Source organism: Microbacterium sp. LWH11-1.2 (assembly GCF_038397745.1).
Taxonomy (GTDB): Bacteria; Actinomycetota; Actinomycetes; order Actinomycetales; family Microbacteriaceae; genus Microbacterium.
The window spans coordinates 658,384-679,103 of the sequence record NZ_CP151636.1 but is presented as its reverse complement, the minus strand read 5'-3'; the positions used below and the strand labels follow the sequence as shown (position 1 = coordinate 679,103).

The 20,720-nt window shown below is 69.9% G+C and carries 20 protein-coding genes; 14 read left to right on the top strand and 6 right to left on the bottom strand.

The genetic code is table 11. The features are described 5' to 3' along the window. The first annotated feature begins 17 nt into the window (after positions 1-17). A complete protein-coding gene (locus MRBLWH11_RS03135) occupies positions 18-776 on the top strand; it encodes a glucose 1-dehydrogenase (RefSeq protein WP_341946641.1) in 759 nt (252 codons plus the stop codon). Between the two features lie 150 nt (positions 777-926). Next, complete coding sequence (locus tag MRBLWH11_RS03130; protein ID WP_243408945.1) at positions 927-2,495, top strand: SDR family NAD(P)-dependent oxidoreductase; 1,569 nt, start codon at positions 927-929, stop codon at positions 2,493-2,495. Positions 2,496-2,677: 182 nt separating this feature from the next. Here MRBLWH11_RS03130 and MRBLWH11_RS03125 read toward each other — a convergent pair whose 3' ends face one another. Next, positions 2,678-3,016, bottom strand: a complete 339-nt coding sequence (locus MRBLWH11_RS03125) for a helix-turn-helix domain-containing protein (RefSeq protein ID WP_116636071.1) — start codon at positions 3,014-3,016, stop codon at positions 2,678-2,680. Between the two features lie 76 nt (positions 3,017-3,092). Between MRBLWH11_RS03125 and MRBLWH11_RS03120 the strand changes: the two genes are divergently transcribed. Further along, positions 3,093-3,749: an NAD(P)H-dependent oxidoreductase gene (locus MRBLWH11_RS03120; protein WP_116636070.1), complete on the top strand. Its 657-nt coding sequence runs from the start codon at positions 3,093-3,095 to the stop codon at positions 3,747-3,749. Between the two features lie 243 nt (positions 3,750-3,992). On the opposite strand, the gene MRBLWH11_RS03115 is transcribed toward MRBLWH11_RS03120, so the two are convergent. Together MRBLWH11_RS03115 and MRBLWH11_RS03110 are read right to left on the bottom strand one after the other, a co-directional pair. Further along, a complete protein-coding gene (locus MRBLWH11_RS03115; RefSeq protein ID WP_116636069.1) occupies positions 3,993-5,225 on the bottom strand; it encodes an Nramp family divalent metal transporter in 1,233 nt (410 codons plus the stop codon). A gap of 154 nt (positions 5,226-5,379) precedes the next feature. Beyond that, on the bottom strand, positions 5,380-6,315 hold the full coding sequence (locus MRBLWH11_RS03110; protein WP_207769977.1) for a dihydrodipicolinate synthase family protein: 936 nt from the start codon (positions 6,313-6,315) through the stop codon (positions 5,380-5,382). A 152-nt stretch (positions 6,316-6,467) separates the two neighbouring features. On the opposite strand from MRBLWH11_RS03110, the gene MRBLWH11_RS03105 reads away from it, so the two are divergent. Beyond that, on the top strand, positions 6,468-7,472 hold the full coding sequence (locus MRBLWH11_RS03105; RefSeq protein WP_116636067.1) for a LacI family DNA-binding transcriptional regulator: 1,005 nt from the start codon (positions 6,468-6,470) through the stop codon (positions 7,470-7,472). 140 nt (positions 7,473-7,612) lie between these two features. Here MRBLWH11_RS03105 and MRBLWH11_RS03100 read toward each other — a convergent pair whose 3' ends face one another. Then, positions 7,613-8,779: an epoxide hydrolase gene (locus MRBLWH11_RS03100; RefSeq protein ID WP_341946640.1), complete on the bottom strand. Its 1,167-nt coding sequence runs from the start codon at positions 8,777-8,779 to the stop codon at positions 7,613-7,615. Between the two features lie 61 nt (positions 8,780-8,840). Here MRBLWH11_RS03100 and MRBLWH11_RS03095 point away from each other — a divergent pair, with 61 nt between their 5' ends. Continuing rightward, positions 8,841-9,800 (top strand): YafY family protein, encoded by a 960-nt coding sequence (locus tag MRBLWH11_RS03095; protein ID WP_341946639.1) that lies wholly within the window; start codon positions 8,841-8,843, stop codon positions 9,798-9,800. A 60-nt stretch (positions 9,801-9,860) separates the two neighbouring features. Here the strand turns inward: MRBLWH11_RS03095 and MRBLWH11_RS03090 are convergent, their stop codons facing one another. Together MRBLWH11_RS03090 and MRBLWH11_RS03085 are read right to left on the bottom strand one after the other, a co-directional pair. Continuing rightward, positions 9,861-10,937: a HAMP domain-containing sensor histidine kinase gene (locus MRBLWH11_RS03090; RefSeq protein WP_116636066.1), complete on the bottom strand. Its 1,077-nt coding sequence runs from the start codon at positions 10,935-10,937 to the stop codon at positions 9,861-9,863. Positions 10,938-10,947: 10 nt separating this feature from the next. Further along, entirely contained in the window at positions 10,948-11,619 is a 672-nt protein-coding gene (locus MRBLWH11_RS03085) for a response regulator transcription factor (RefSeq protein WP_116636065.1), read from the bottom strand. Positions 11,620-11,706: 87 nt separating this feature from the next. On the opposite strand from MRBLWH11_RS03085, the gene MRBLWH11_RS03080 reads away from it, so the two are divergent. The 9 genes from MRBLWH11_RS03080 (at position 11,707) to MRBLWH11_RS03040 (ending at position 20,717) form a co-directional block, all read left to right on the top strand. Next, entirely contained in the window at positions 11,707-12,375 is a 669-nt protein-coding gene (locus MRBLWH11_RS03080; protein ID WP_341946638.1) for a M15 family metallopeptidase, read from the top strand. Further along, complete coding sequence (gene alr, locus MRBLWH11_RS03075; protein WP_341946637.1) at positions 12,372-13,496, top strand: alanine racemase; 1,125 nt, start codon at positions 12,372-12,374, stop codon at positions 13,494-13,496. The genes MRBLWH11_RS03080 and alr overlap by 4 nt, the downstream gene beginning before the upstream one ends. Further along, positions 13,496-14,455, top strand: coding sequence for a D-alanine--D-alanine ligase (locus tag MRBLWH11_RS03070; RefSeq protein ID WP_341946636.1), 960 nt, complete (start codon positions 13,496-13,498; stop codon positions 14,453-14,455). The genes alr and MRBLWH11_RS03070 overlap by 1 nt, the downstream gene beginning before the upstream one ends. Before the next feature lie 57 nt (positions 14,456-14,512). Then, positions 14,513-15,064, top strand: a complete 552-nt coding sequence (locus tag MRBLWH11_RS03065) for a GNAT family N-acetyltransferase (protein WP_341946635.1) — start codon at positions 14,513-14,515, stop codon at positions 15,062-15,064. A gap of 221 nt (positions 15,065-15,285) precedes the next feature. Further along, complete coding sequence (locus MRBLWH11_RS03060; protein WP_341946634.1) at positions 15,286-16,896, top strand: ABC transporter substrate-binding protein; 1,611 nt, start codon at positions 15,286-15,288, stop codon at positions 16,894-16,896. A gap of 25 nt (positions 16,897-16,921) precedes the next feature. Next, positions 16,922-18,328, top strand: coding sequence for a M14 family zinc carboxypeptidase (locus MRBLWH11_RS03055; RefSeq protein ID WP_341946633.1), 1,407 nt, complete (start codon positions 16,922-16,924; stop codon positions 18,326-18,328). Further along, a complete protein-coding gene (locus MRBLWH11_RS03050) occupies positions 18,313-19,245 on the top strand; it encodes an ABC transporter permease (RefSeq protein ID WP_116636058.1) in 933 nt (310 codons plus the stop codon). The genes MRBLWH11_RS03055 and MRBLWH11_RS03050 overlap by 16 nt, the downstream gene beginning before the upstream one ends. Beyond that, positions 19,238-20,164 carry an ABC transporter permease gene (locus tag MRBLWH11_RS03045; RefSeq protein ID WP_341946632.1) on the top strand — a complete coding sequence of 309 codons (927 nt, stop codon included), beginning with the start codon at positions 19,238-19,240 and terminating at the stop codon, positions 20,162-20,164. Before MRBLWH11_RS03050 ends, MRBLWH11_RS03045 begins: the two co-directional genes overlap by 8 nt. 40 nt (positions 20,165-20,204) lie before the next feature. After that, a complete protein-coding gene (locus tag MRBLWH11_RS03040) occupies positions 20,205-20,717 on the top strand; it encodes a MarR family transcriptional regulator (protein WP_116636056.1) in 513 nt (170 codons plus the stop codon). Positions 20,718-20,720 lie beyond the last annotated feature (3 nt).

Genomic DNA, 20,720 nt, shown 5'->3' with positions numbered 1-20,720 from the left:
AACCCGAAAGGAATCCCATGCGACTCGAGAACAAGAAGGCCATCGTCACCGGTGGCGCCGGCGGCATCGGCCGTGCCACGTCGATCGCGCTCGCGGCGGAAGGCGCCGCGGTCGCCGTCGTCGACCTGAACGTCGAGGCCGCCGAGGCGGTCGCCGTCGAGATCCGCGAGGCGGGCGGCACGGCCCTGGCGATCGCGGCCGATGTCGCGAGCGAGCCCGACATCGAGCGGGTCGTCGCGACCGCGGTCGCGGAGTTCGGCGGGGTGGACGTCGTCTTCAACAACGCCGGCATCATCCGCCGCACGACCGCGGTCGAGACGACCGTCGAGGAGTGGGACCGCGTCTTCGGCGTGAACGTGCGCTCGATCTTCCTCATGTGCAAGCACATCGTGCCGATCATGGAGGCTGCGGGTGGCGGTTCGATCATCAACACGGGCTCCGGCTGGGGCCTCAAGGGCGGCGGGCAGGCCATCTCGTACTGCGCCTCGAAGGGCGCCGTGGTGAACATGACCCGTGCGCTGGCGATCGACCACGGGCCGGCCGGCATCCGGGTGAACTCGGTCAACCCGGGCGATGTGAACACCGGGATGCTGCGCGAAGAGGCTCGCCAGCTCGCGCAGGACACGAACGCGTTCCTCGCCGAGGCCGCCGACCGGCCGCTGCGCCGGATGGGCGAGCCGCACGAGGTCGCGCAGGCCGTGGTCTGGCTCGCGAGCGACGACTCGTCGTACGTGACGGGTTCGGCGCTCGTGGTCGACGGGGGCGGGATCGCCTGACGACTCGTGGAGGGCGTGCACGATTCAGCAAGAATCCGTCCGATCGCGGCGCTGGGAGCCGAACCGGCCGGATCGCGCGCGTTCTTGCTGAATTGTGCACGCGCACCCGGCCGCACCGAACCCCCAGGACACTCGCGTAAAATCGGCACAATGACCGACGCGCCTGGACCCTTCGACGAGCTCGGAGACCCCGCGGGCGAGGTCACCGCGAGCGATCGGCTGCGCGACGTGCTGGGCGCCGGCATCGACCCCGACGATCTGGCCACGACCCTCCGCGTGCTCGCGCACCTGCACGAGATCGACAACGAGCATCCGGACTTCGTCGCCGTGCGCCACGCGACCGCCGCGATGTTCAAGGCCGTCAAGCGCGTGCGCCGCAAGGAGATCCGCGATGCGATCGCCGAGGCCGACAAGGCCGTCGTCGCCCGCACGGCCACGGGTGCTCCCGATCGCATCGACGACGAGACCCGCGGTCATGACCTCGCGACGAGCGTGGTGGATGCCCCGATCGCGGGGGAGCTGCTGAAGCCCCGCAACTGCTACATCTGCAAGCAGCCGTACACCCTCGTGGACGCGTTCTACCACCAGCTGTGCCCCGACTGCGCGCGCTTCAGCCACGGCAAGCGCAACGCCCGCACCGACCTCACCGGCAAGCGCGCACTGCTCACCGGAGGCCGCGCCAAGATCGGCATGCACATCGCGCTGCGGCTGCTGCGCGACGGTGCGCACACCACGATCACGACGCGCTTCCCGCGGGACGCCGTGCGCCGTTTCTCGGCCCTGCCCGACTCGGCCGACTGGCTGCACCGCCTTCGCGTCGTCGGCATCGACCTGCGCGATCCCGCCCAGGTGATCGGGCTGGCCGATTCGGTCGCTGCGCAGGGACCCCTCGACATCCTCATCAACAACGCCGCGCAGACCGTGCGCCGCTCGCCCGGTGCCTACTCGCTGCTGGCGGATGCCGAGCTGCAGCCGCTCCCCGACGGTCCGCTCCCCGAGATGGAGACCTTCGGGCACACCGTCGACCCGCACCCCCAGGCGCTGCAGGCGTCGGTCGACTCGCACCCGCTGCTGTCGGTCGCCGCCCTCGGCGGAACGGTCGCCGAGCAGGGTGGCCAGGCGCTCACGGCGGAAGACCTCGCAAGGCTGGCGATGGCACCCGGGTCGTCGTCGCTCGAGAAGCACGCCGACGGCACCGCGATCGACGCGGGCGGACTCGTGCCCGACGTCAACCGCGTGAACAGCTGGGTGCAGTCGATCGACCAGGTCGATCCGCTCGAGATGCTCGAGGTGCAGCTCGCCAACACCACGGCGCCGTTCCTGCTGATCAGCCGCCTGCGCGCGTCGATGGCGGCATCCGATTCCCACCGCAAGTACGTCGTCAACGTGTCGGCGATGGAGGGGCAGTTCTCCCGCCGGTACAAGGGCCCGGGGCATCCGCACACGAACATGGCGAAGGCCGCGCTGAACATGCTCACGCGCACGAGTGCCGGGGAGATGCTCGAGACCGACGGCATCCTGATGACCGCCGTCGACACCGGCTGGATCACCGACGAACGCCCGCACTACACGAAGGTGCGCCTGGCCGAGGAGGGCTTCCACGCTCCGCTCGACCTGGTCGACGGCGCCGCCCGCGTGTACGACCCGATCGTGCGCGGCGAGGCCGGCGAAGACGTGCACGGCGTGTTCCTGAAGGACTACGAGCCCAGCCCCTGGTGAGCCGCGGCCGGCCCGGTGTTGTCCGATCTGGGGCAGGATGTCGGTCGAGATCGCACTTTGCAGGTCAGAATCGAGGATCTCGACCTGCAAATGTGATCTCGACCTGCAAACCGGGGATGGATGCCGGGAGTGGGCCTGCCGGGGACGGATGCCGGGGACGGATGCCGGATCTGATCAGGGTCTCAGGCCTCGCGACGCTCGAGGTTCGCCGAGGCCCACGCGCCGAGCTGATCGAGGATCGGCAGCAGACCCTGCCCGCTCGCGGTCAGGGCGTATGACACGGTGACCGGAGGGCCCGCGTCGACGGTGCGGGCCACGAGCCCGGTCTCGGCGAGTTCGGCGAGCCGGTCGGAGAGGACGGTGTCGCTGATCCCGGCCACAGCGCGGCGCAGCGCGACGAAGGTCGAGGGCCCGGCGCCGAGCGAGGCGACGATCATGCCGTTCCATCGCTTTCCGAGCACGCTGAAGGCCAGTGTGACGGCGGCGTCACACCGTTGCACTGCCTCCTCGAGCTCGGGCATGCCTCCATCCTACTCGTGCTACGTTAACCACTGCCGCTAAGAAAAACCTAGCGACTACGAAAACGAGAGGTTTGACATGTCCCTGTTCCGCCTGGATGCCAGCATCCTTCCCGCGTCGTCCGCCAGCCGCGCACTCGCCGACCTCGTCGAGGCCGAGTGGACGGCATCACACCCCGACTCGACGGTCACGCGCCGCGACCTCGCGGCCGACCCCGTTCCCGCGACGGCGTGGGCGGATGCCGTCACCGGCGGTTTCGTCGACGCAGCCCAGCGCACCCCCGCGCAGAACGAGGCCCGCGCGCTCGCCACGAGCTTCGCCGACGAGTTGATCGGCGCCGATGCGCTGCTGTTCGCCGTGCCGCTCTACAACTACGGCGTCTCGCAGCACTTCAAGACCTGGTTCGACCTCGCCTACACCGATCCGCGGATCGACCCGACGGGCACGGCCCTGAACGGCAAGCCCGCGACCCTCGTCACGGTGCTCGGCGGAAACTACGCCCCCGGCACGCCCAAGGACGGCTGGGACCACTCGACCGGATGGCTGCGTCGCGTGCTCGAGGATGTCTGGGGCCTCGACCTGCGCGTCGTGCAGCGTCCGTTCACCCTCGTGGGCGTGAACCCGGCGCTTGACGCGTTCGCCGACACCGCGCAGGAGCTCAAGGAGGCCGCCGAGACCGACGCGGTCACGTACGGCCGCGAGGTCGCCGCGCTGCGGGGCTCGCAGGTCGCCTGAGTCACGGCATCCGGCCGCAACTTCTGCGGCCATCCGCGACTTCTGCGGCCCGGATCGGGGGATTCGGGCCGCAGAAGTTCTTATCGGCCGCAGAACCTGAGGCGGAAGGCTGCCCCTGGGCTCCGGATCCGCCCGGTCCCGGCATCCGTTCGGCGCACTTTGCAGGTCGAGAACACGGATGCAGGTCCAGAAAGCGCGTTCTGGACCTGCATCCGTGAAATGTCCCGACGACTGTGGTGGGGGCTACCCGATCAGGGTCAGGAACAGCCGCACAGAGAGGGCGAGCACGGCCACCAGGCCGATGATGCCTGCCGCGTTCTGCCACCAGGTGTTGCGCATGTCGCCCATGAGCTTCACGCGGTTCGCCATGACGATGATCAGCGCGGCGAGCACCGGCGCGACGAAGACGGTCAGCGCCTGCGCGATCACGATCAGCTGCACCGGCGACTCCTGGAAGATCACCGTCACGGCGATGCCGAAGACGAGGATGCCGGCGCTCACGAGCTTCGCGGTGAGCGAGCTCGACGACGCGCCACGACCCAGTCCGTCGGACAGCATCGTGCCTCCGGCCGTCGCATTCGCGATCATCGACGAGAACGCCGCGCCGAAGAATCCGAGCGCGAACACCGTCGAGCCGACGGGACCGGCCAGCGGCTCGAAGATCCCGGCGAGGGCGACCACGGTCGGCGCCGCCTCTCCGGTCTTGCCCAGGACGGATGCCGCGACGACGATGACCAGCGCGGTCATGATGCCGGGCGCGACGATGCCGGGGATCGTGTCGACGATCGTCACGTCGCGGTAGTCGGCCTCTGTGCGACCGCGCTCCTTGGTGCCGTAGGCCGTGTAGAACGCGGCGTTGATGGAGAAGTTCGTGCCGACGAGCGCGACGATGAGAAGCCACGCGCCGCCCGGGAACGTGGGGAGGAGTCCTGCTCCGGCCGCGGCCCAGTCGGGGTTCGAGATGAACGCCGAGGCGATGAACGCGATCGCCATCAGCGCGACGATCACGATGAGGACCTTCTCGACGACGCGGTAGACGTTGCGGAGCAGCAGCAGCGCGGCGACCGCGGCGGTGCAGATGACCGTCCACATGATCGGGCTGCCGCCGAAGAGCATCGACAGGCCGAGGCCGGAGCCGACGGCGTTGCCGACCGAGAAGCACAGCGTGATGAGGAAGACGCCGATGCCGGCGAGCACGCCCACCCAACCGCCGAGGTGCTCCTTGATAGAGGAGATGAGCGACGTGGGCGACTTGATGCCGAGGCGCACGGCCATGTCGGTGAGGAAGATCATCAGGATCGTCGAGACCACGATCACCCAGATGAGGGCGTACTGGTAGCCGCTGCCGGCCTGGACCGCGGTGGTCAGGTTGCCGGGGCCGAACTGCCAGGCGCCCGCGACGAACGCCGGGCCGATGAGGGCCAGGTGCTGCCAGAACGGGCGCCGTTGCTTGCGTGAGGTGACGATGTTCTTCATCGTCTCAGTGGAGACCCGCCCATAGCCAGTGCCGGGTGTGGGCGAGGCGTGACGCGTTTTCGTGCGTTCGTTCATGTTCGTGTCCTTCGAGTCGTCGTTGACTGCAGGGGGGTGATGGGCGGGGCGGTCTCGGGCGACCGCCCCGCCCTGGTCGTCACGCGGAGACGGTGACCTTGCCGAGTCCGGCGAGAGCGAAGGCGGCGGCGATCTCGGCATCCGCCCCGTCCGGCAGGGGGAGGAGCGGCGTGCGGACGGTCGCGTGATCGAGGATGCCGCGCTGCACGAGGCCCCACTTCAGGGCGACGGTGCCCTCCATGTGCGAGCCGCGGTGGTACACGTTCTGCGTCACCGGGAGCAGGCGCTCGTGGATCGCGTGCGCTGCCTCATAGTCGCGCGCCTTGCCTGCGGCGATGAGCTCGATGAGCGGCTCGGGAGCGACGTTGCCGTAGCCGACCAGCAGGCCGTCGACGTCGAACATCGTCGGCAGCAGGTACTCGTCGTGGCAGGACAGGATCTGCAGGTCGGGGTAGGCGGCGCGCAGCGCGGGGATCTCGGTGTACCAGCGGCGCATGTTGCGGACGCCGTTCTTCGTGGCGAACACGCCCTCTTGCCCGGCGATCTCGAGCTGCGTGTCGAGGTCGTACGTCGCCTTGGTGTTGTCGGGGTACTGGAAGAGGATGAGGGGCAGGCCCGACTCCTCGTAGATCTCGCGGTACCGGGACTGCGGGGCGCCCTGCTGGTAGCCGAAGCGCAGCCAGCCGTGCGACGGGTACACGAGACCGGCGGTCGCGCCGGCGTCGACGGCGGCCTTGGCCTCGAGAGCAGCGGTCTTGTTGCCCTCCTTGGTGATGCCGGCGATGACCGGGACGCGGCCGTCTGTCGAGGCGACGAACGCGCGGATGACGTCGAGCTGCTCCTCCTCGGTGAGGAACGTGCCCTCGCCGGCGTGGCCGAGCACGACGAGGCTCTTGACGCCGTCGATCGAGCCGAGCCAGGAGCCGAGGCGCTGGATGGCGTCGTAGTCGACGGCTCCGTCCTCGGTGAACGGGGTGACAGGGGCGGGGTTGAGGCCGCGGAGGTCGAGAGTCATAATCGGTCCTTTCCTTGGAGCTTCTTCGCTGATGTTCTCGGCTTCGAGATTGTGGGAACGTTCGCGGGAACGTTTGCAGGAACGATTGCAAGTATGATCGGAGGCACGGGGGATGTCAACACCCGGATCCGGAATCAGTCGAGGGGGACGCCGTGGACGAGCAGCAGGAGCGACATGTCGTCACGCTGAAGGACGTGGCCGCGGCATCCGGCGTCAGCATCTCCACCGTCAGCCGCGTGCTCGACGATCGCACGCCGCCGTCGCGCTCCTCGACGGCCGAGAAGGTGCGCCGGATCGCCGACGAGCTGGGCTACCGCCGCAACATGTTCGCGTCCGGGCTGCGCCGCGGTGCGACCGGAACCATCGGCGTGCTCGTCCCCCGGCTCACCGACCACGTCATGGCGCTGATGTTCGAGGCGATCGAACGCACTGCCCGTTCCCGCGGCTCGTTCGCCGTGGTGGCGACCTGCGGCGACGACCCGGTCGAGGAGCGGCGGGCGACCGAGACCCTGCTCGACCGGAACGTCGACGGCCTGATCCTCGCGACCGCGCGGCTGGATGACACCCTTCCGGCGTCGCTGCGCGAGCGTGGAGTCGCGCACTCGCTCGTCCTCCGCACCGACGGCGTCAGTCCGTCGGCGCTCGGCGACGACGAGGCCGGCGGCTACTTCGCCGCCCGGCATCTCGTCGACCTCGGACACCGGGAGATCGCCGTCATCACCGGGCCGTGGTTCACCTCGAGCGCGCGCGATCGCCTCTCCGGGGCTCGACGGGCGCTCGCCGAGGGCGGGATCGAGCTCGCGGAGGAGCGCGTCATCTCGACCGGGTACGGCATCGAGTCGGGCCACATCGCGGGGCGTGAGCTTCTCGCTGCGGCATCCCGCCCGACCGCGATCTTCGCGGCCAACGACAACCTCGCGATCGGGGTCGTCGCCGCCGCATCCGCCGCCGGATTGACCGTCGGGCGCGACGTGTCGGTCGTCGGATACAACGACATCCCGCTGGCAGCCAGGCTCCCCGTGCCGCTGACGTCGGTGCGCACGGCCTTCGATCAGATCGCCGCCAGCGCGCTCGACCTGCTCGGTGGCCCGGGGGCCATCACCCGCGCCCTGCCGACCCTCATCCCCCGGGCGTCGACAGCCGCGCTCGGCCGCTGACCGCAGCGGCATCCGCCGTCTCCCGGCATCCGCTCGGCACACTTTGTCGGGAGAAATGACGGATGCAGGTCCGGAAAAGGTAGTCCGGACCTGCATCCGTGAAATCGGCCTGCAGGTGTGCTGCCGCCCCGACGGGCCGGCTACCGCAGTGCCCGGAAGAACTCCCGCACGTCGGCGACGAGCATGTCCGGCTCCTCCATGGCGGCGAAGTGGCCGCCCTGGCCCACCACGTCGGTCCAGCGCACGATGTGGTGGGACTTCTCCTCGGCGAAACGCAGCCCGACGTCGTGCGCGAACACGATGACCGCCGTCGGGACACCGGAGCTTTCGGGGACCTCGCCCCAGTCGCCTCCCTGCGCGTATCCGACGAACGCCGACGTGCCGGCGGATGCCGTGAACCAGTAGAGAGCTGCGTTCTCGAAGACGAAGCGCTCGCCGAGGATGTCGATGGCGGGTGTCTCGACCGGATGCGTCCACGCCTGGAGCTTGTCGAGGATCCAGGCGAACTGCCCGACCGGGCTGTCGGCGAGCACCTGTCCGACGAGGCCGGGACGCGTGGACTGCATCGAGATATAGCCGAACTCGTTCTGCATGAACTCGGAGATACGGCGCAGACGATCCTGCTCGAGGGGTGTGAGAGACGCGGTGGTCTCCTCGTCGAGGTCGCCGACGAAGTTCCCGAGCGACCCGTTCACATGCACGCCGATCACGCGTTCCGGTGCGAGCCGGCCGATCTCGGGAGCGACCCCGGCGCCGACGTCGCCGCCCTGCACGGCGAAGCGGTCGTATCCGAGGCGGGTCATCAACTCGAGCATCGCTCCGGCGATCTCGCGGGTGCCCCAGGCAGTGCCGACGAGCGGCATCGAGAATCCGAATCCGGGGAGCGAGGGGACGATCACGTCGAACGCGTCGCCCGCATCTCCCCCGTGCGCGACGGGATCGGTGAGCGGGTCGATCAGCCCTTCGAACTCCAGGAACGAACCCGGCCAGCCGTGCAGAAGCAGCAGCGGCGTCGCATCCGGGTGGGCAGATCGCACGTGTACGGCGTGGATGCTCTGACCCTCGATGTCGGTGATGATGTGCGGCAGAGCATTCAGGCGCTCTTCGGTCCCTCGCCAGTCGTGTTCGGCCCAGCGCGCGACGAGGTCCGGCAGTTCGGCGGACGGGATGCCGGTGCGCCGGTCGTCGACCGGCAGGGGCTGCGGGAATCGAGCATTCCGCAGCCGCGCGCGGAGATCGTGCACGGCGGCATCGGAGACATCGACGCGGAAGGAGTGGACGCGGGGGTCGATCTGTGTCGTGTTCATGACTTCACTCTCTCGACCAAAGCGGTCACAATATGACCTGAGAGAGCAAGAGGATCGGATTATGACCCGCACCACCGGACGCACCCTCGAACTCCTCGGTCTGCTGCAGGCCCGTCGAGAATGGAGCGGCGCCGAACTGCGGGAACGGCTGGAGGTGAGCGCGCGCACGCTGCGCCGCGACATCGACGACCTGCGCGAACTCGGCTACGGCATCGAGGCGACGCGTGGACGACACGGCGGCTACCGGCTCGGAGCGGGTGCGGCCGTGCCGCCGCTCACGCTCTCGGTCGACGAATCCGTCGCGATCGCGGTCGGCCTCCGCGCCGCGGCCACGGGTGTCGTCACCGGGATCGAGGAGGCGTCGGCCCGAGCGCTCGCGAAGCTCGAGCAATCACTCTCGGCGGCGACCCGGCGCCAGATCGTCGAGGTCGAACAGGCGATGGTGCCGCTGTCCACACGGCACGATGACGTCGACGTCTCGGTCGTCACGACGATCGCCACCGCGATCGCGGAGCGTCGGCGGATGCAGGTGGACTACACGAGGCACGACGGAGAGGAGGTGCGTCGGGTCGTCGAGTCGCACCGCGTCGTGCACACCGCTGAGCGCTGGTACCTCGTCGCGTGGGACCCGGAGCGCGAGGCGTGGCGCACGCTGCGCGTGGATCGGATGCAGCATCCGCTCATCCTTCGCGAGGAGTTCCCGCGCAGGGACATCCCCGACGACGCCCTTCGGCAGTTCACCGCTCGCAGCATCACCACCGCTCCGTATCGCCATCGTGCGAGGTTCCGCATGCACGCTCCCGCGGATGTCGTCACACGGCACTTCGACGCCACGGTCGCGCAGGTCGTCGACCAGGGCGACGGCACCAGCATCCTCACCGCCGGTTCCGATTCACCGGAGGAGTTCGCCCTCTACATCGGCATCTGCGGCATCGCGTTCGAACTGCTCGACGGCGACGAGGTGCGGCAGGCGATGATCGAGATCGCGGCGCGGCTCGTGCGCGGAGCCGGAGCGGACTGAGCCTCGACCGGGCTCTGCACCGGCATCCGCGGGCTCCCCGCCCGCCAACAGCCGGCGCCCTCAGCCGAGCGGCGACGGGTACGGATGCGGCAGCCACACCGTCACGATCAGACCGCCGTCCGCCCGCGGGGTGAGCACGAGGGAACCGCCGTGGGCCTGGGTGATGCGCTGTGCGATCGCGAGTCCGAGCCCTACCCCGGCATGATCCTCATCGCGCGTGCGCTCGGCACCCCGCTGGAACGGCTCGGTGAGCGTCGCCACGCGATAGGCGGGCAGCACCTCGCCGGTGTTCTCGACCACCAGCGCCACGGCGTGCGGCGTCGCGTGCGTGCGCACCGCCACGGCGCCTCCGGAGGGCAGATTGTGCACGACGGCGTTGAGCACGAGGTTCGTGACGAGCTGCTGCAGCAGAGCCGACGACCCCAACACCGGAGCGGCGACGCCTCCCACCTCGACGGCGACACCGCGTCGATCCGCGAGCGGGAGGAGGGCTTCGACCGCCTCCTCGGCCAGGAGCGACAGGTCGACGACCTCGCGGGTGAACGACCGGCGCTCGGCGCGGCTGAGTAGGAGCAGCGCCTCGGTGAGCTCGATCGCGCGGGCGTTGACCTCCTGCAGTCGGGTGATCAGCGCATCGACATCGCGCTCGGGATCGGTGCGGGCGACCTCCAGCAGGGTCTGCGAGATCGCCAGCGGAGTGCGCAGCTCGTGCGAGGCGTTCGCGGCGAACCGCTGCTGCTCGGCGACCTGCGCCTCGAGCTGCTCGAGCATCGAGTCGAAGACGTCGGCGAGGTCACGGAACTCGTCACGCGGCCCTTCGAGCGCGACGCGATGCGACAGCGAGCCCTGCGTCGCGAGCTTCGCCGCGTCGCTGATCCGGTCGAGCGGTGCCAGCATCCGTCCGGCGAGGAGCCAGCCGCCGCCGAGCCCCAGGGCGATCAACACGACCATCACGACACCGGCGACGGGCACGAAGGCCCGCAGCAGATCCGAGCGGTTCGGAACGAAGATGTCGGCCACGATCTGCGCGTCCGGCACATACCGCAGCAGGAAGAGGCCGACGGCGGCGAGGAGCAGGATGCCGGAGAACACGACGATCCCGGCGTAGCTCAGCGTGAGCTTGAGGCGGGCGCTCATCCCGGCCCGCCTAGGCATCGGCATCCGTCCCGATCCGGTACCCGACACCGGGCACGGTGAGGATCAGCCAGGGCTCGCCGAGGCGCTTGCGCAGCGACGACACCGTGATGCGCACGGCGTTCGTGAAGGGGTCGGCGTTCTCGTCCCAGGCGCGCTCGAGCAGCTCCTCCGCGCTCACCACTCCGCCGTCGGCGTCGACGAGCACCTCGAGCACTGCGAACTGCTTGCGGGTCAGGGCGACGTAGCGATCGTCCCGGTACACCTCGCGGCGGAACGGATCGAGGCGGAGCCCCGCGACCTCGAGCACCGGCGGGCGGGCGCGCTGCCGTCGACGGTCGAGTGCCCGCAGGCGCAGCACCAGCTCCCGCAGCTCGAAGGGCTTCGTGAGGTAGTCGTCGGCGCCGATCTCGAACCCGGAGGCCTTGTCGTCGAGCCGATCGGCGGCGGTCAGCATGAGGATCGGGATGCCGCTGCCCGATGCCACGATCCACCGCGCGATGTCGTCGCCGGAAGGGCCGGGCACGTCGCGATCCAGGACGGCGATGTCGTAGGCGTTGATGCTCAGCAGCTCGAGGGCCGTGTCGCCGTCGCCCGCGATGTCGGCGGCGATCGCCTCCAGGCGCAGCCCATCGCGAACCGCCTCGGCGAGGTAGGGCTCGTCCTCGACGATCAGCACACGCATGGCTGCGATCCTACGCACCCGCGTATATCGGGAGCGTATGGAAAAGCTCATACGACCGGGCAACAGCCGCCCTTCTTCACTGGAGACATGAACACCCGCACTCGCCCTCTCCGCCGCAGCATCCGCCGCCGACGGCTCCTCGTCACGGCCATCGCGCTCGTCGCCGTCCTGATCCTCGCGTTCGCCGTGCAGCAGTCGCTGGTCGCGGCATCCGCCTCCGTCTCCTCGCAGGAGACGCCGACGGACGAGTCCGGCGGACTGCCACCGCAGGCCCTCACCGGCTCGGTCCTCGCCCCGAGCGACGCCGACGGCGTGATCCGCGACGGCGACGAGCCCACCGTCTTCGACACCGACCGGGTCGCGATCGCCAACCTCGATCTGGCCCTGCTCGATGCGCTGCAGCGCGCCGCGAACGATGCCGCCGCCGACGGCCTGGAGTTCCGCGTGAACAGCGGGTGGCGATCGGCGGTGCTGCAGGAGCGGATGCTGCAGGACGCGATCGTCCAATACGGCTCGGAGACCGAGGCGGCGCGCTGGGTCGCCACCCCGCAGACCTCGGCCCACGTGTCGGGTGACGCCGTCGACATGGGCCCGCTCCCCACCCTCGACTGGCTCGCCCAGCACGGCGCGGACTACGGTCTCTGCCAGACCTACGCCAACGAGTCCTGGCACTACGAGCTGCGTCCGGATGCCGTCACGGAGGGGTGCCCCGAGATGTACTCCGACCCCACCGAAGACCCGAGGATGACGCCGTGACCGTCCTGGTCGCCACGGAGCGCGCCGCGGTCTCCCTTCTCCCCGCTCCCCTGCTCCGCACGCTGCCGGATGCCGTCGCTCAGAACGTGCACCGGGTGCGGTCCGGGACGGACGCCCGCATCATGGCCGTGGTGAAGGCCGACGGCTACGGACACGGAGCGGTCTCGGTCGCCAGGGCGGCGGTCGCCGCGGGAGCGGAATGGCTCGGTGTCACCGACGTCGCCGAGGCCGCGACGCTGCGCGTCGGCGGACTCACGGCGCCGATCCTGTCGTGGCTGAACCCCGCGGGGGTGGACGCGGCCGAGGCGGCGCTGCGGGGCGTCGACATCGCGGTCGGCTCGGTCGACGAGCTGCGAAGACTCATCGCGGACGCGCAGTCTCCGCTGCGGGTGCACCTGCACATGGACACCGGCATGGCGCGGGAGGGGTGCCCGATCGACCAGTGGACCGAGCTGCTGCGGGTCGCGAGGCAGGGGCGCGGGCGGGTCGAGGTCGTGGGCGTCATGGGGCATCTGCCGCGCGCCGACGAGGGCGACCCCCGGGCGAACGAGGCGGCGGTGCTGCGGATGCGGCAGGCCCGCGATGCGGTGCTGCGGGCCGGGTTCGGGCCCCTGCTCGTGCACCTGGCCGCGACCGCGGGCGCGCTGACCGATCCGGCGACCCACTTCGACATGGTGCGCATCGGTGCGGGGCTCGTCGGCATCGACCCCTCGGATTCGATCGCGCTGACGGGTGCGTCCCGGTTCACCGCGTCGGTCGTGCACAGCTCGACGGTGCCGGCGGGCACACCCGTCGGGTACGGCGCGACGCACGTCACGACGCGGTCGACCTGTCTCGCCGTCATCGGTGCGGGGTACGCCGACGGCATCCCCCGGGAGCTCGGCGAGGGGGCGTCCGTCGAGATCGGCGGAGTACGGCATCCGCTGGTCGGGAGGGTGTCGATGGACCAGATCGTCGTCGACACAGGGGACGTGCTCTTCCCGCGCGGCACGACGGCGACCGTGTTCGGGCCGGAGGGCGGCGCGGTCCCGTCGGCGCAGGAGTGGGCACGGTGGGCGGGCACGATCCCGCACACCATCGTGACCGGCATCGGCGCACGGGTGCAGCGGGGCATCGAATGATGCCGCACGTGCTGGTCATCGGGGGAGGGCAGAACGCCGAGCACGAGGTCTCGCTGGCGTCGGCCGCCGCGGTCGCCGCCGCCCTCCGGCTCAGCGGCCACGCCGTGCGCACGGTGACCATCGACCGCGACGGGATCTGGCGTGCGGACGGCCTGCCGGCGACGGCGTCTCCGGTCGAATCCCTCGGTCTCGCGCTGCCGCTGATCGCCGACACCGACGTCATATTCCCCGCCGTGCATGGAGCGCTCGGCGAGGACGGAGCCCTCGCCGCACTGGGGGCGCTCGCCGGCGCGAAGGTCGTGGGTTCCGACCTGCGCGCAGGAGCGATCGGCATGGACAAGTGGGCGACGAAGCTGGTGGCGGATGCCGTCGGCGTGCGCACCGCGCGGGGGAAGGTCATCGCAGTCGAGGACATCGGGGATGCCGAGTTCGAGGGCGAAGTGGTCGTCAAGCCGGTGTCGGCCGGGTCGAGCTTCGGAGTGAGCCTCGTCACGGAGGAGTCCGAGCTGCTCGAGGCACTGCGCACCGCGGCGCGGTTCGATCGGCGCATCCTCGTGGAGGAGGTCGTGCGGGCGCGGGAGATCGACGTCGCCGTGCTCCGCGAGGCGGGCGGCATCCGCTGGGCGGCTCCGCCGCTGGAGATCCACACGACGGGACCGTTCGACACCGCGACGAAGTACGACGGCAGTGCGCGGTTCACGGTTCCGGCGCAGCTCGACGCGGCGCAGATGTCGGCGCTGAAGCGGGCGGCCATCGCCGTGTTCGACGCCATCGGATGCGCCGGGGTGGCGCGGATGGACTTCTTCCTCACCGACGACGGTCCCGTGCTCAACGAGGTCAACACCATGCCGGGGCTGACCGCGGCGTCGCAGGTGCCGCGGATGTTCGCGGTCGCCGGCGTCGAGTACACCGACCTCGTCTCGCGCATGGTGCGGGCGGCGCTCGACCCCGGTCGTTGAGCGGGTCTCGGCGAGACGAAACGCCCGCACCCGGCGTTCCCCTGGGATCATGGGCGCATGGTCACCCCGCAGATCACCTGGCGCCCCGTCGTCGAGAGCGACTTCGGGCTGATCGCGGACTGGCTGTCGCGGCCGCACGTGCACCGGTACTGGCATCACGACTTCTCGCCGGAGGGTGTGGCGCGCGACTTCGGCCCTGGCACGCGGGGCGAGGAGGCCGGGGAGGATCTGCTCGTATCGTTCGACGGCGTGCCCGCGGCGCTGGTGCAGCGCTCGCGAATCGCGGACTACGCCGAGGATCTCGAGGAGCTCTCGGCGATCGTCGACGTCCCCGAGCACGCGGTGACGATCGACTACCTGATCGCGGATCTCGGGAACACCGGGCGCGGCCTCGGTACAGCTCTCATCCGCGCCGTCGTCGCCGAGACCTGGCTCTCGTACCCGGAGGCTCCGGCCATCATCGTGCCGGTCGTCGCCGGGAATGTCGGGTCGTGGCGCGCGCTGGAGAAGGCGGGATTCCGCCGCGTGGGCGAGGGCGACATGGAGCCGGACAACCCGATCGACGAGCCCCTGCACGTGGTCTCGCGGATCGACCGGCCGGTGATCTGAGCTCCTCATCGGCTGTCACGTTTCGGTAACGGAGCGCTCCCTCTGTTGCGTGCGTGAGTCCCTCCTGTTTCACTCCTATTACAACTTTCAATTTCTACTGAAGTTTCATTGATTGTTGAAGTGCCGCGATCTACGGTGCTGGAAAGCCCTGCGAAATCCCGCAGGAACGAGCCAGCCCACACTCGATGCGGCACCCGTCAGGTGTGGCTCAAGGAGGAGTTATGCACAGCACTGCAAGACTGATGATCGCCGCTTCCGCGGTCCTGGCTCTGTCGCTCGCGGGTTGCTCCGCGTCGTCGCCGGACGCGGACGACAGCGGTGACGCCGATCCGGTCCGCTTCGCGGTCGAGAAGCCCGACAGCCTCGTCCCGGCCAACCAGTTCACGTCGTACAACATCGTCATCGCGATGTTCTCCCCGCTCACGGCGATCGACGACGCGGGAGAGATCACCTACGTCGCGGCCGAGTCCGTCGAGTCGGACGACGCGAAGCTGTGGACGATCACGCTTCGCGACGGCTGGACGTTCCACGACGGGACTCCGGTCACCGCTCAGGACTATGTCGACACCTGGAACCATGCCGCTTACGGCCCGAACGCCTGGGTGAACGGCGCACAGCTCGCCGGGGTCGTCGGGTACGCCGACCTCAACCCCGCCGAGGGAGCTGAGCCGACCGCGACCGAACTCGCAGGTCTCACCGTCGTCGACGACCTCACGTTCACCGTCGAGCTCGACGCACCGGACCGTCAGTTCCCGCTGCAGCTCACCGCGGGACAGACCGGCCTCTACCCGCTCCCGTCCGAGGCGCTCGCCGACATCGCCGCCTGGGAGGAGGCACCCGTCGGGAACGGTCCGTTCGCCCTCGTCGACGGCTGGTCGGACACCGACCCGATCGAGGCCGTCGCCTACGAGGACTACGCGGGTACGGAGCCGAACATCGGCGCCGTGACCTTCGTGCCCTATCTCGACACCGCGACCGCCTACACCGACGCCCTGGCCGGCGAGGTCGACATCGTCGCCATCGCCGGATCGCAGGTCGCCCAGGCGCGCACCGACTTCGGCGAGCACGTCTACGAACTCGACGCACCCGGTGTCGACTTCCTCGGCTTCGATCTGACGGACCCGCGCTTCGCCGATCCGCGCATCCGTCAGGCGATCTCGATGGCCATCGACCGCGAGGCGATCAACGACGCGATCTTCGGCGGCTCCCAGGTTCCCGCGACCTCGCTCACCGCGCCGAGCATGCCCGGCGATCCGGAGGGCGTCTGCGGCGAGTACTGCGAGTTCGACCCCGAGGCCGCGCAGGCGCTGCTCGAGGAGGCCGGCGGCTTCGACGGCGAGCTGGCCGTGCACTACATCGCGAACTGGGGTCAGGACGACCTGTTCGAGGCGATCGCGAACCAGCTGCGCCAGAACCTCGGCATCGAGAGCGTCGTCGCGACCCCGTCGGTCGACTTCGCCGCGTTCGTCGACAGCGTCGGCGCCCATGAGGTCAACGGGCCGTTCCGTGCCCGCTGGGGTGCGCTGTACCCGAGCCAGCAGAACACGCTGACGGCCGTGTACACGGCGACAGGCGAAGGCAACTTCGGATCCGGCGGCTACTCGAACCCCGAGGTCGACGCCCTCCTCGCGGAGGCCAACGCGGCCGACACGTTCGAGAAGTCCTCCGAGGGGTACGTGAAGGTGCAGGAGCGCATCCTCCAGGACTTCCCCACGGTGCCGCTCTTCGGCAACCGCTACCTGTACGTCACCTCGGATCGCATCTCCGAGCTGTACACGGTGTCCGGAAGCGTCGACCTGACCAAGGTCGTCACCGCCTCCGCGGCATCCTGATCCGATCCAGAGAGAACCACACCCCGTGCACGATTCCGCAGCGGCACCGACCGCCGGCACGACGGAGGACATCCTCCGTCGTGCCGGCGCGGCACCGGACCACACGTCCTTCCCCACCGTCGACGCGCTCAACGAGCAGATGGAGTCGCTCCGCGCGCAGCATCCCGCTCTGATCAGCGTGCAGCGGATCGGCACCAGCCGCCTCGGCGAGCCGATCTCGCTCTACTCGATCGGCGACGGCGCGCGCTCGGCGCTCATCGTGGGCGGTGTGCACCCGAACGAGCCGATCGGCTCGCTGACGATCCTGCACCTGACCGAACAGCTGACGTCGGATGCCGCGTTCCGCGCGCAGCTCGACACCACCTGGCACATCGTGCCGTGCGCGGACCCCGACGGCATGCGGCTCAACGAGGGCTGGTTCGCCGACCCCTCGGACCGCGAGCGGTACGCGCGGGAGTTCTACCGCCCGGCGCCGGACGAGCAGGTCGAGTGGACCTTCCCGTTCTCGTACAAGAAGGCGTACTTCGACGCGATGATGCCCGAGACCCAGGCCCTCGCCCGCGCGATCGACACCGCCAAGCCCGACCTGTACGTCCCGCTGCACAACAGCGAGGGCGGGGGCGCGTACTTCTATCTCTCGCGTGCGGTTCCCGCCCTGTATCCGCTGCTGCACGCGCTGCCCGCAGCCCTCGGCGTGCCGCTGCACACGGGCGAGGCCGAGGGCGCGCACTTCACCGTCCTCGCGCCGGCCATCTACGAGATGGGCACGCTGCAGGACGCGTACGACTGGACCGAGGCCTACGGACTCGATCCCTACCCGCCGGGTTCCGCCGGCGACGCCTCGACCTCGTATGCGCAGAAGTACGGCACGCTCTCGCTGATCGCCGAGCTGCCGCAGTTCAGCGACCCGCTCGCCGACGACACCACCCCGACCGAGACGCTCTACCGCGACGTGCTGCGCGAGTCCGGTGAGGCGCTGCAGGAGACCGGTGCTCGGCTCACGGCGCTCGTCGACCTGGTCACGCCCTTCCTGCGCCTGGACACCCCGCTGCTGCGCGCCGCCCGCGTGTTCGCCCCCGCCGCGACCGCCGCCGGGGAGGAGAACGTCGCCCGCGCCGCCCAGGAGTCCGACCGGGTCGCGACCGTCTCCGAGGTCGAGGCGCTGTCCGGCCTCGTGCGCCTGCATCGCCTGCGCTGGGGCGGGATGCTGGTGCGGGCGCTGCGCGCCGAGGTCGAGGCGGGGACCGCGGCGCCCGAGCTGCGCCGCGCGGCCGTCGAGGCCCAGGACCTGTTCGACGGCTGGCTCGAGGGCGCCCTCCAGGCGGGGAGCTCCCGACCGCTGCCGCTGAGCGCCGTGGTCGGCGTGCAGTACGGCGCGATCCTGGCCGCGCACGCACAGCTCGAAGGGGCGAGCCGGTGGGCCTCGGACTGAAGCTGCTGCAGAGACTGGTCGGATTCGCGATCGTCTTCTTCGGAGTGACGTTCATCATCTACTTCACGGTCTTCAGCCTGCCGGGCGATCCCATCCGTGCCCTGGCCGGCGATCGCCAGCTGCCGCAGTCCGTCATCGACGCCCTGAACGCGCGCTACCTGCTCGATCAGCCCCTGCTCGTGCAGTACGCGAACTACATCGGCAACCTGCTCACCGGCGATCTCGGGGTGGATCTGCGCGGACGGGCCGTCGCCGATCAGCTCGCCTCCCGATGGCCGGTCACGATCACGCTCGCGCTCACCGCCTGGACGATCCAGATCGTCCTCGGGCTCACGGTCGGCATCGTGTCGGCGCTCAAGCGCGGCACGGTCATCGACCGCGGCCTCCTGGTGATCTCGATCGGCCTCAGCTGCATCCCGGTGTTCGTGCTCGGCATCACGGCGCAGATCGTGTTCGGGGTGCGACTGGACTGGCTGCCGGTCGCCGGCATCCGCGAGGGGTGGCCGCTCGCGTACCTGCTGCCGGCGCTCGTGATCGCGCTGTTCGGGCTGGCATCCGTCTCGCGCCTGGTGCGCGGGTCGATGATCGAGAACCTCGACGCCGACTACGTGCGCACCGCCCGCTCGAAGGGCATCAGCGAGTCCCGGGTCATCGGACTCCACGTCATGCGCAACTCGCTCATCCCCACCGCCACCTTCCTCGCGACGGACCTCGGGTTCCTGCTCGGCGGTGCCGTGGTGATCGAGGGGATCTTCAACCTCCCCGGCGTCGGCAACCTGCTGTTCCTGGCGATCCGGGACCACGAGGCGACGTTGGTCGTCGGCATCTCGACCGCGCTGATCATCATCTTCCTGCTCACCTCGCTGATCGTGGACGCCCTCCATGCGATGCTCGACCCGAGGATCCGTCGTGCCTGATCCCCAGAACCCGACTCCGGGCACCGCGAAGATCACGATGCCGAAGACCACCGCGATCGCGATCGTCGCGCGACGGGAGGGCGCGTGGCGGATGCTGGTGCGCCGCCCGCTCTTCTGGATGGCCGCCGTCGTGCTGCTCGTGGTCGTGGCGTTCGCCGTGGCTCCGTCGCCGTTCGCCTGGCTCTTCGGCAATGGCGACCCCCGGGCCTGCGACCTCGCCGACAGCGCGGGAACCGCGATCGCCGGGCATCCGTTCGGTTTCGACGTGCAGGGCTGCGACATCTGGGCGAACGCCGTCTACGGCGCGCAGAGCTCGCTCTCGGTGGGCTTCCTCGCCACGGCGATCGCCCTCGCGATCGCGCTGCTGCTCGGCACGCTCGCCGGGATGGGCGGCTCGATCGCCGACTGGATCATCTCCCGCCTGACCGAGGTCTTCCTCGGCTTCCCGTTCCTGCTCGCCGCGATCGTGGTGCTCAACATGCTCGGCGCCCGCAACGTGCTGACGGTCGGGCTGGTGCTCGGGATCTTCGGGTGGCCCATGATGGCACGGCTGATGCGCGGGTCGGTGCGGTCGGTCGCGAAGGCCGACCACGTGCTCGCCGCGCGGACCATGGGGCTGAGCACCGGACGCATCGTGGGGCGCTACGTGCTGCCCAACGCCGTGCAGCCGGTGCTGCTGCTCGCCACGCTGACGATCGGTGCCGTGATCGTCGCCGAGAGCACCCTCACCTACCTCGGTGTCGGGCTGTCGTCGCCGGCGATCTCCTGGGGCCTGCAGATCGCGGCCGGATCGCGGGTCTTCCAGGCGTCGCCGCATGTGCTCGTGCTGCCGAGCGTGCTCCTGGCGCTGACCGTGCTCGCCGTGGTGGCGATCGGCGAGGAGCTGCGCAGCGTCTTCGATCCGAGGGAACGACGGTGAGTGGCATGCTGATCGGGACGCCGCCGGAAGGGAAGAGCACATGACCGAGGACAACGCCGCAGCCGCCGAGCGCGAGCAGTACCGTCGACAGTTCGCCGAGGAGATCTCGCTCATCTGGGAGATGGCCGGAACGTCTCGCATGGACGGACGTGTGCTCGGCTACCTGATGATCATGGATCGCCCCTTCATCTCCTCTGCCGACCTCGCCGCTGCGCTGGGAGCCAGCACCGGAGCGGTGTCGATGGCGACCCGGCGGCTGATCGACACGAACTTCATCCGGCGTCACTCGCTGCCAGGCGACCGGAACCACTACTTCATGGCCGAGGAGGACCCCTGGGGCAGCTTCCTCGCCAACGAGCGCCGCTACTTCGACAGGGAGATCCGCTCGCTCGACACCGCCCTGCGGTGGCTGAGCCCGACCGAGACCGACGCCGCCGTGCGTCTGCGCAACGGTCGCGACTACCTCGAATGGGTGCAGGACTACCACCACAAGATGCTCGCCGACTGGCATGAGCACAAGCGCGCCCGCGACGCGGGCGAGGACGAAGCGTGATCG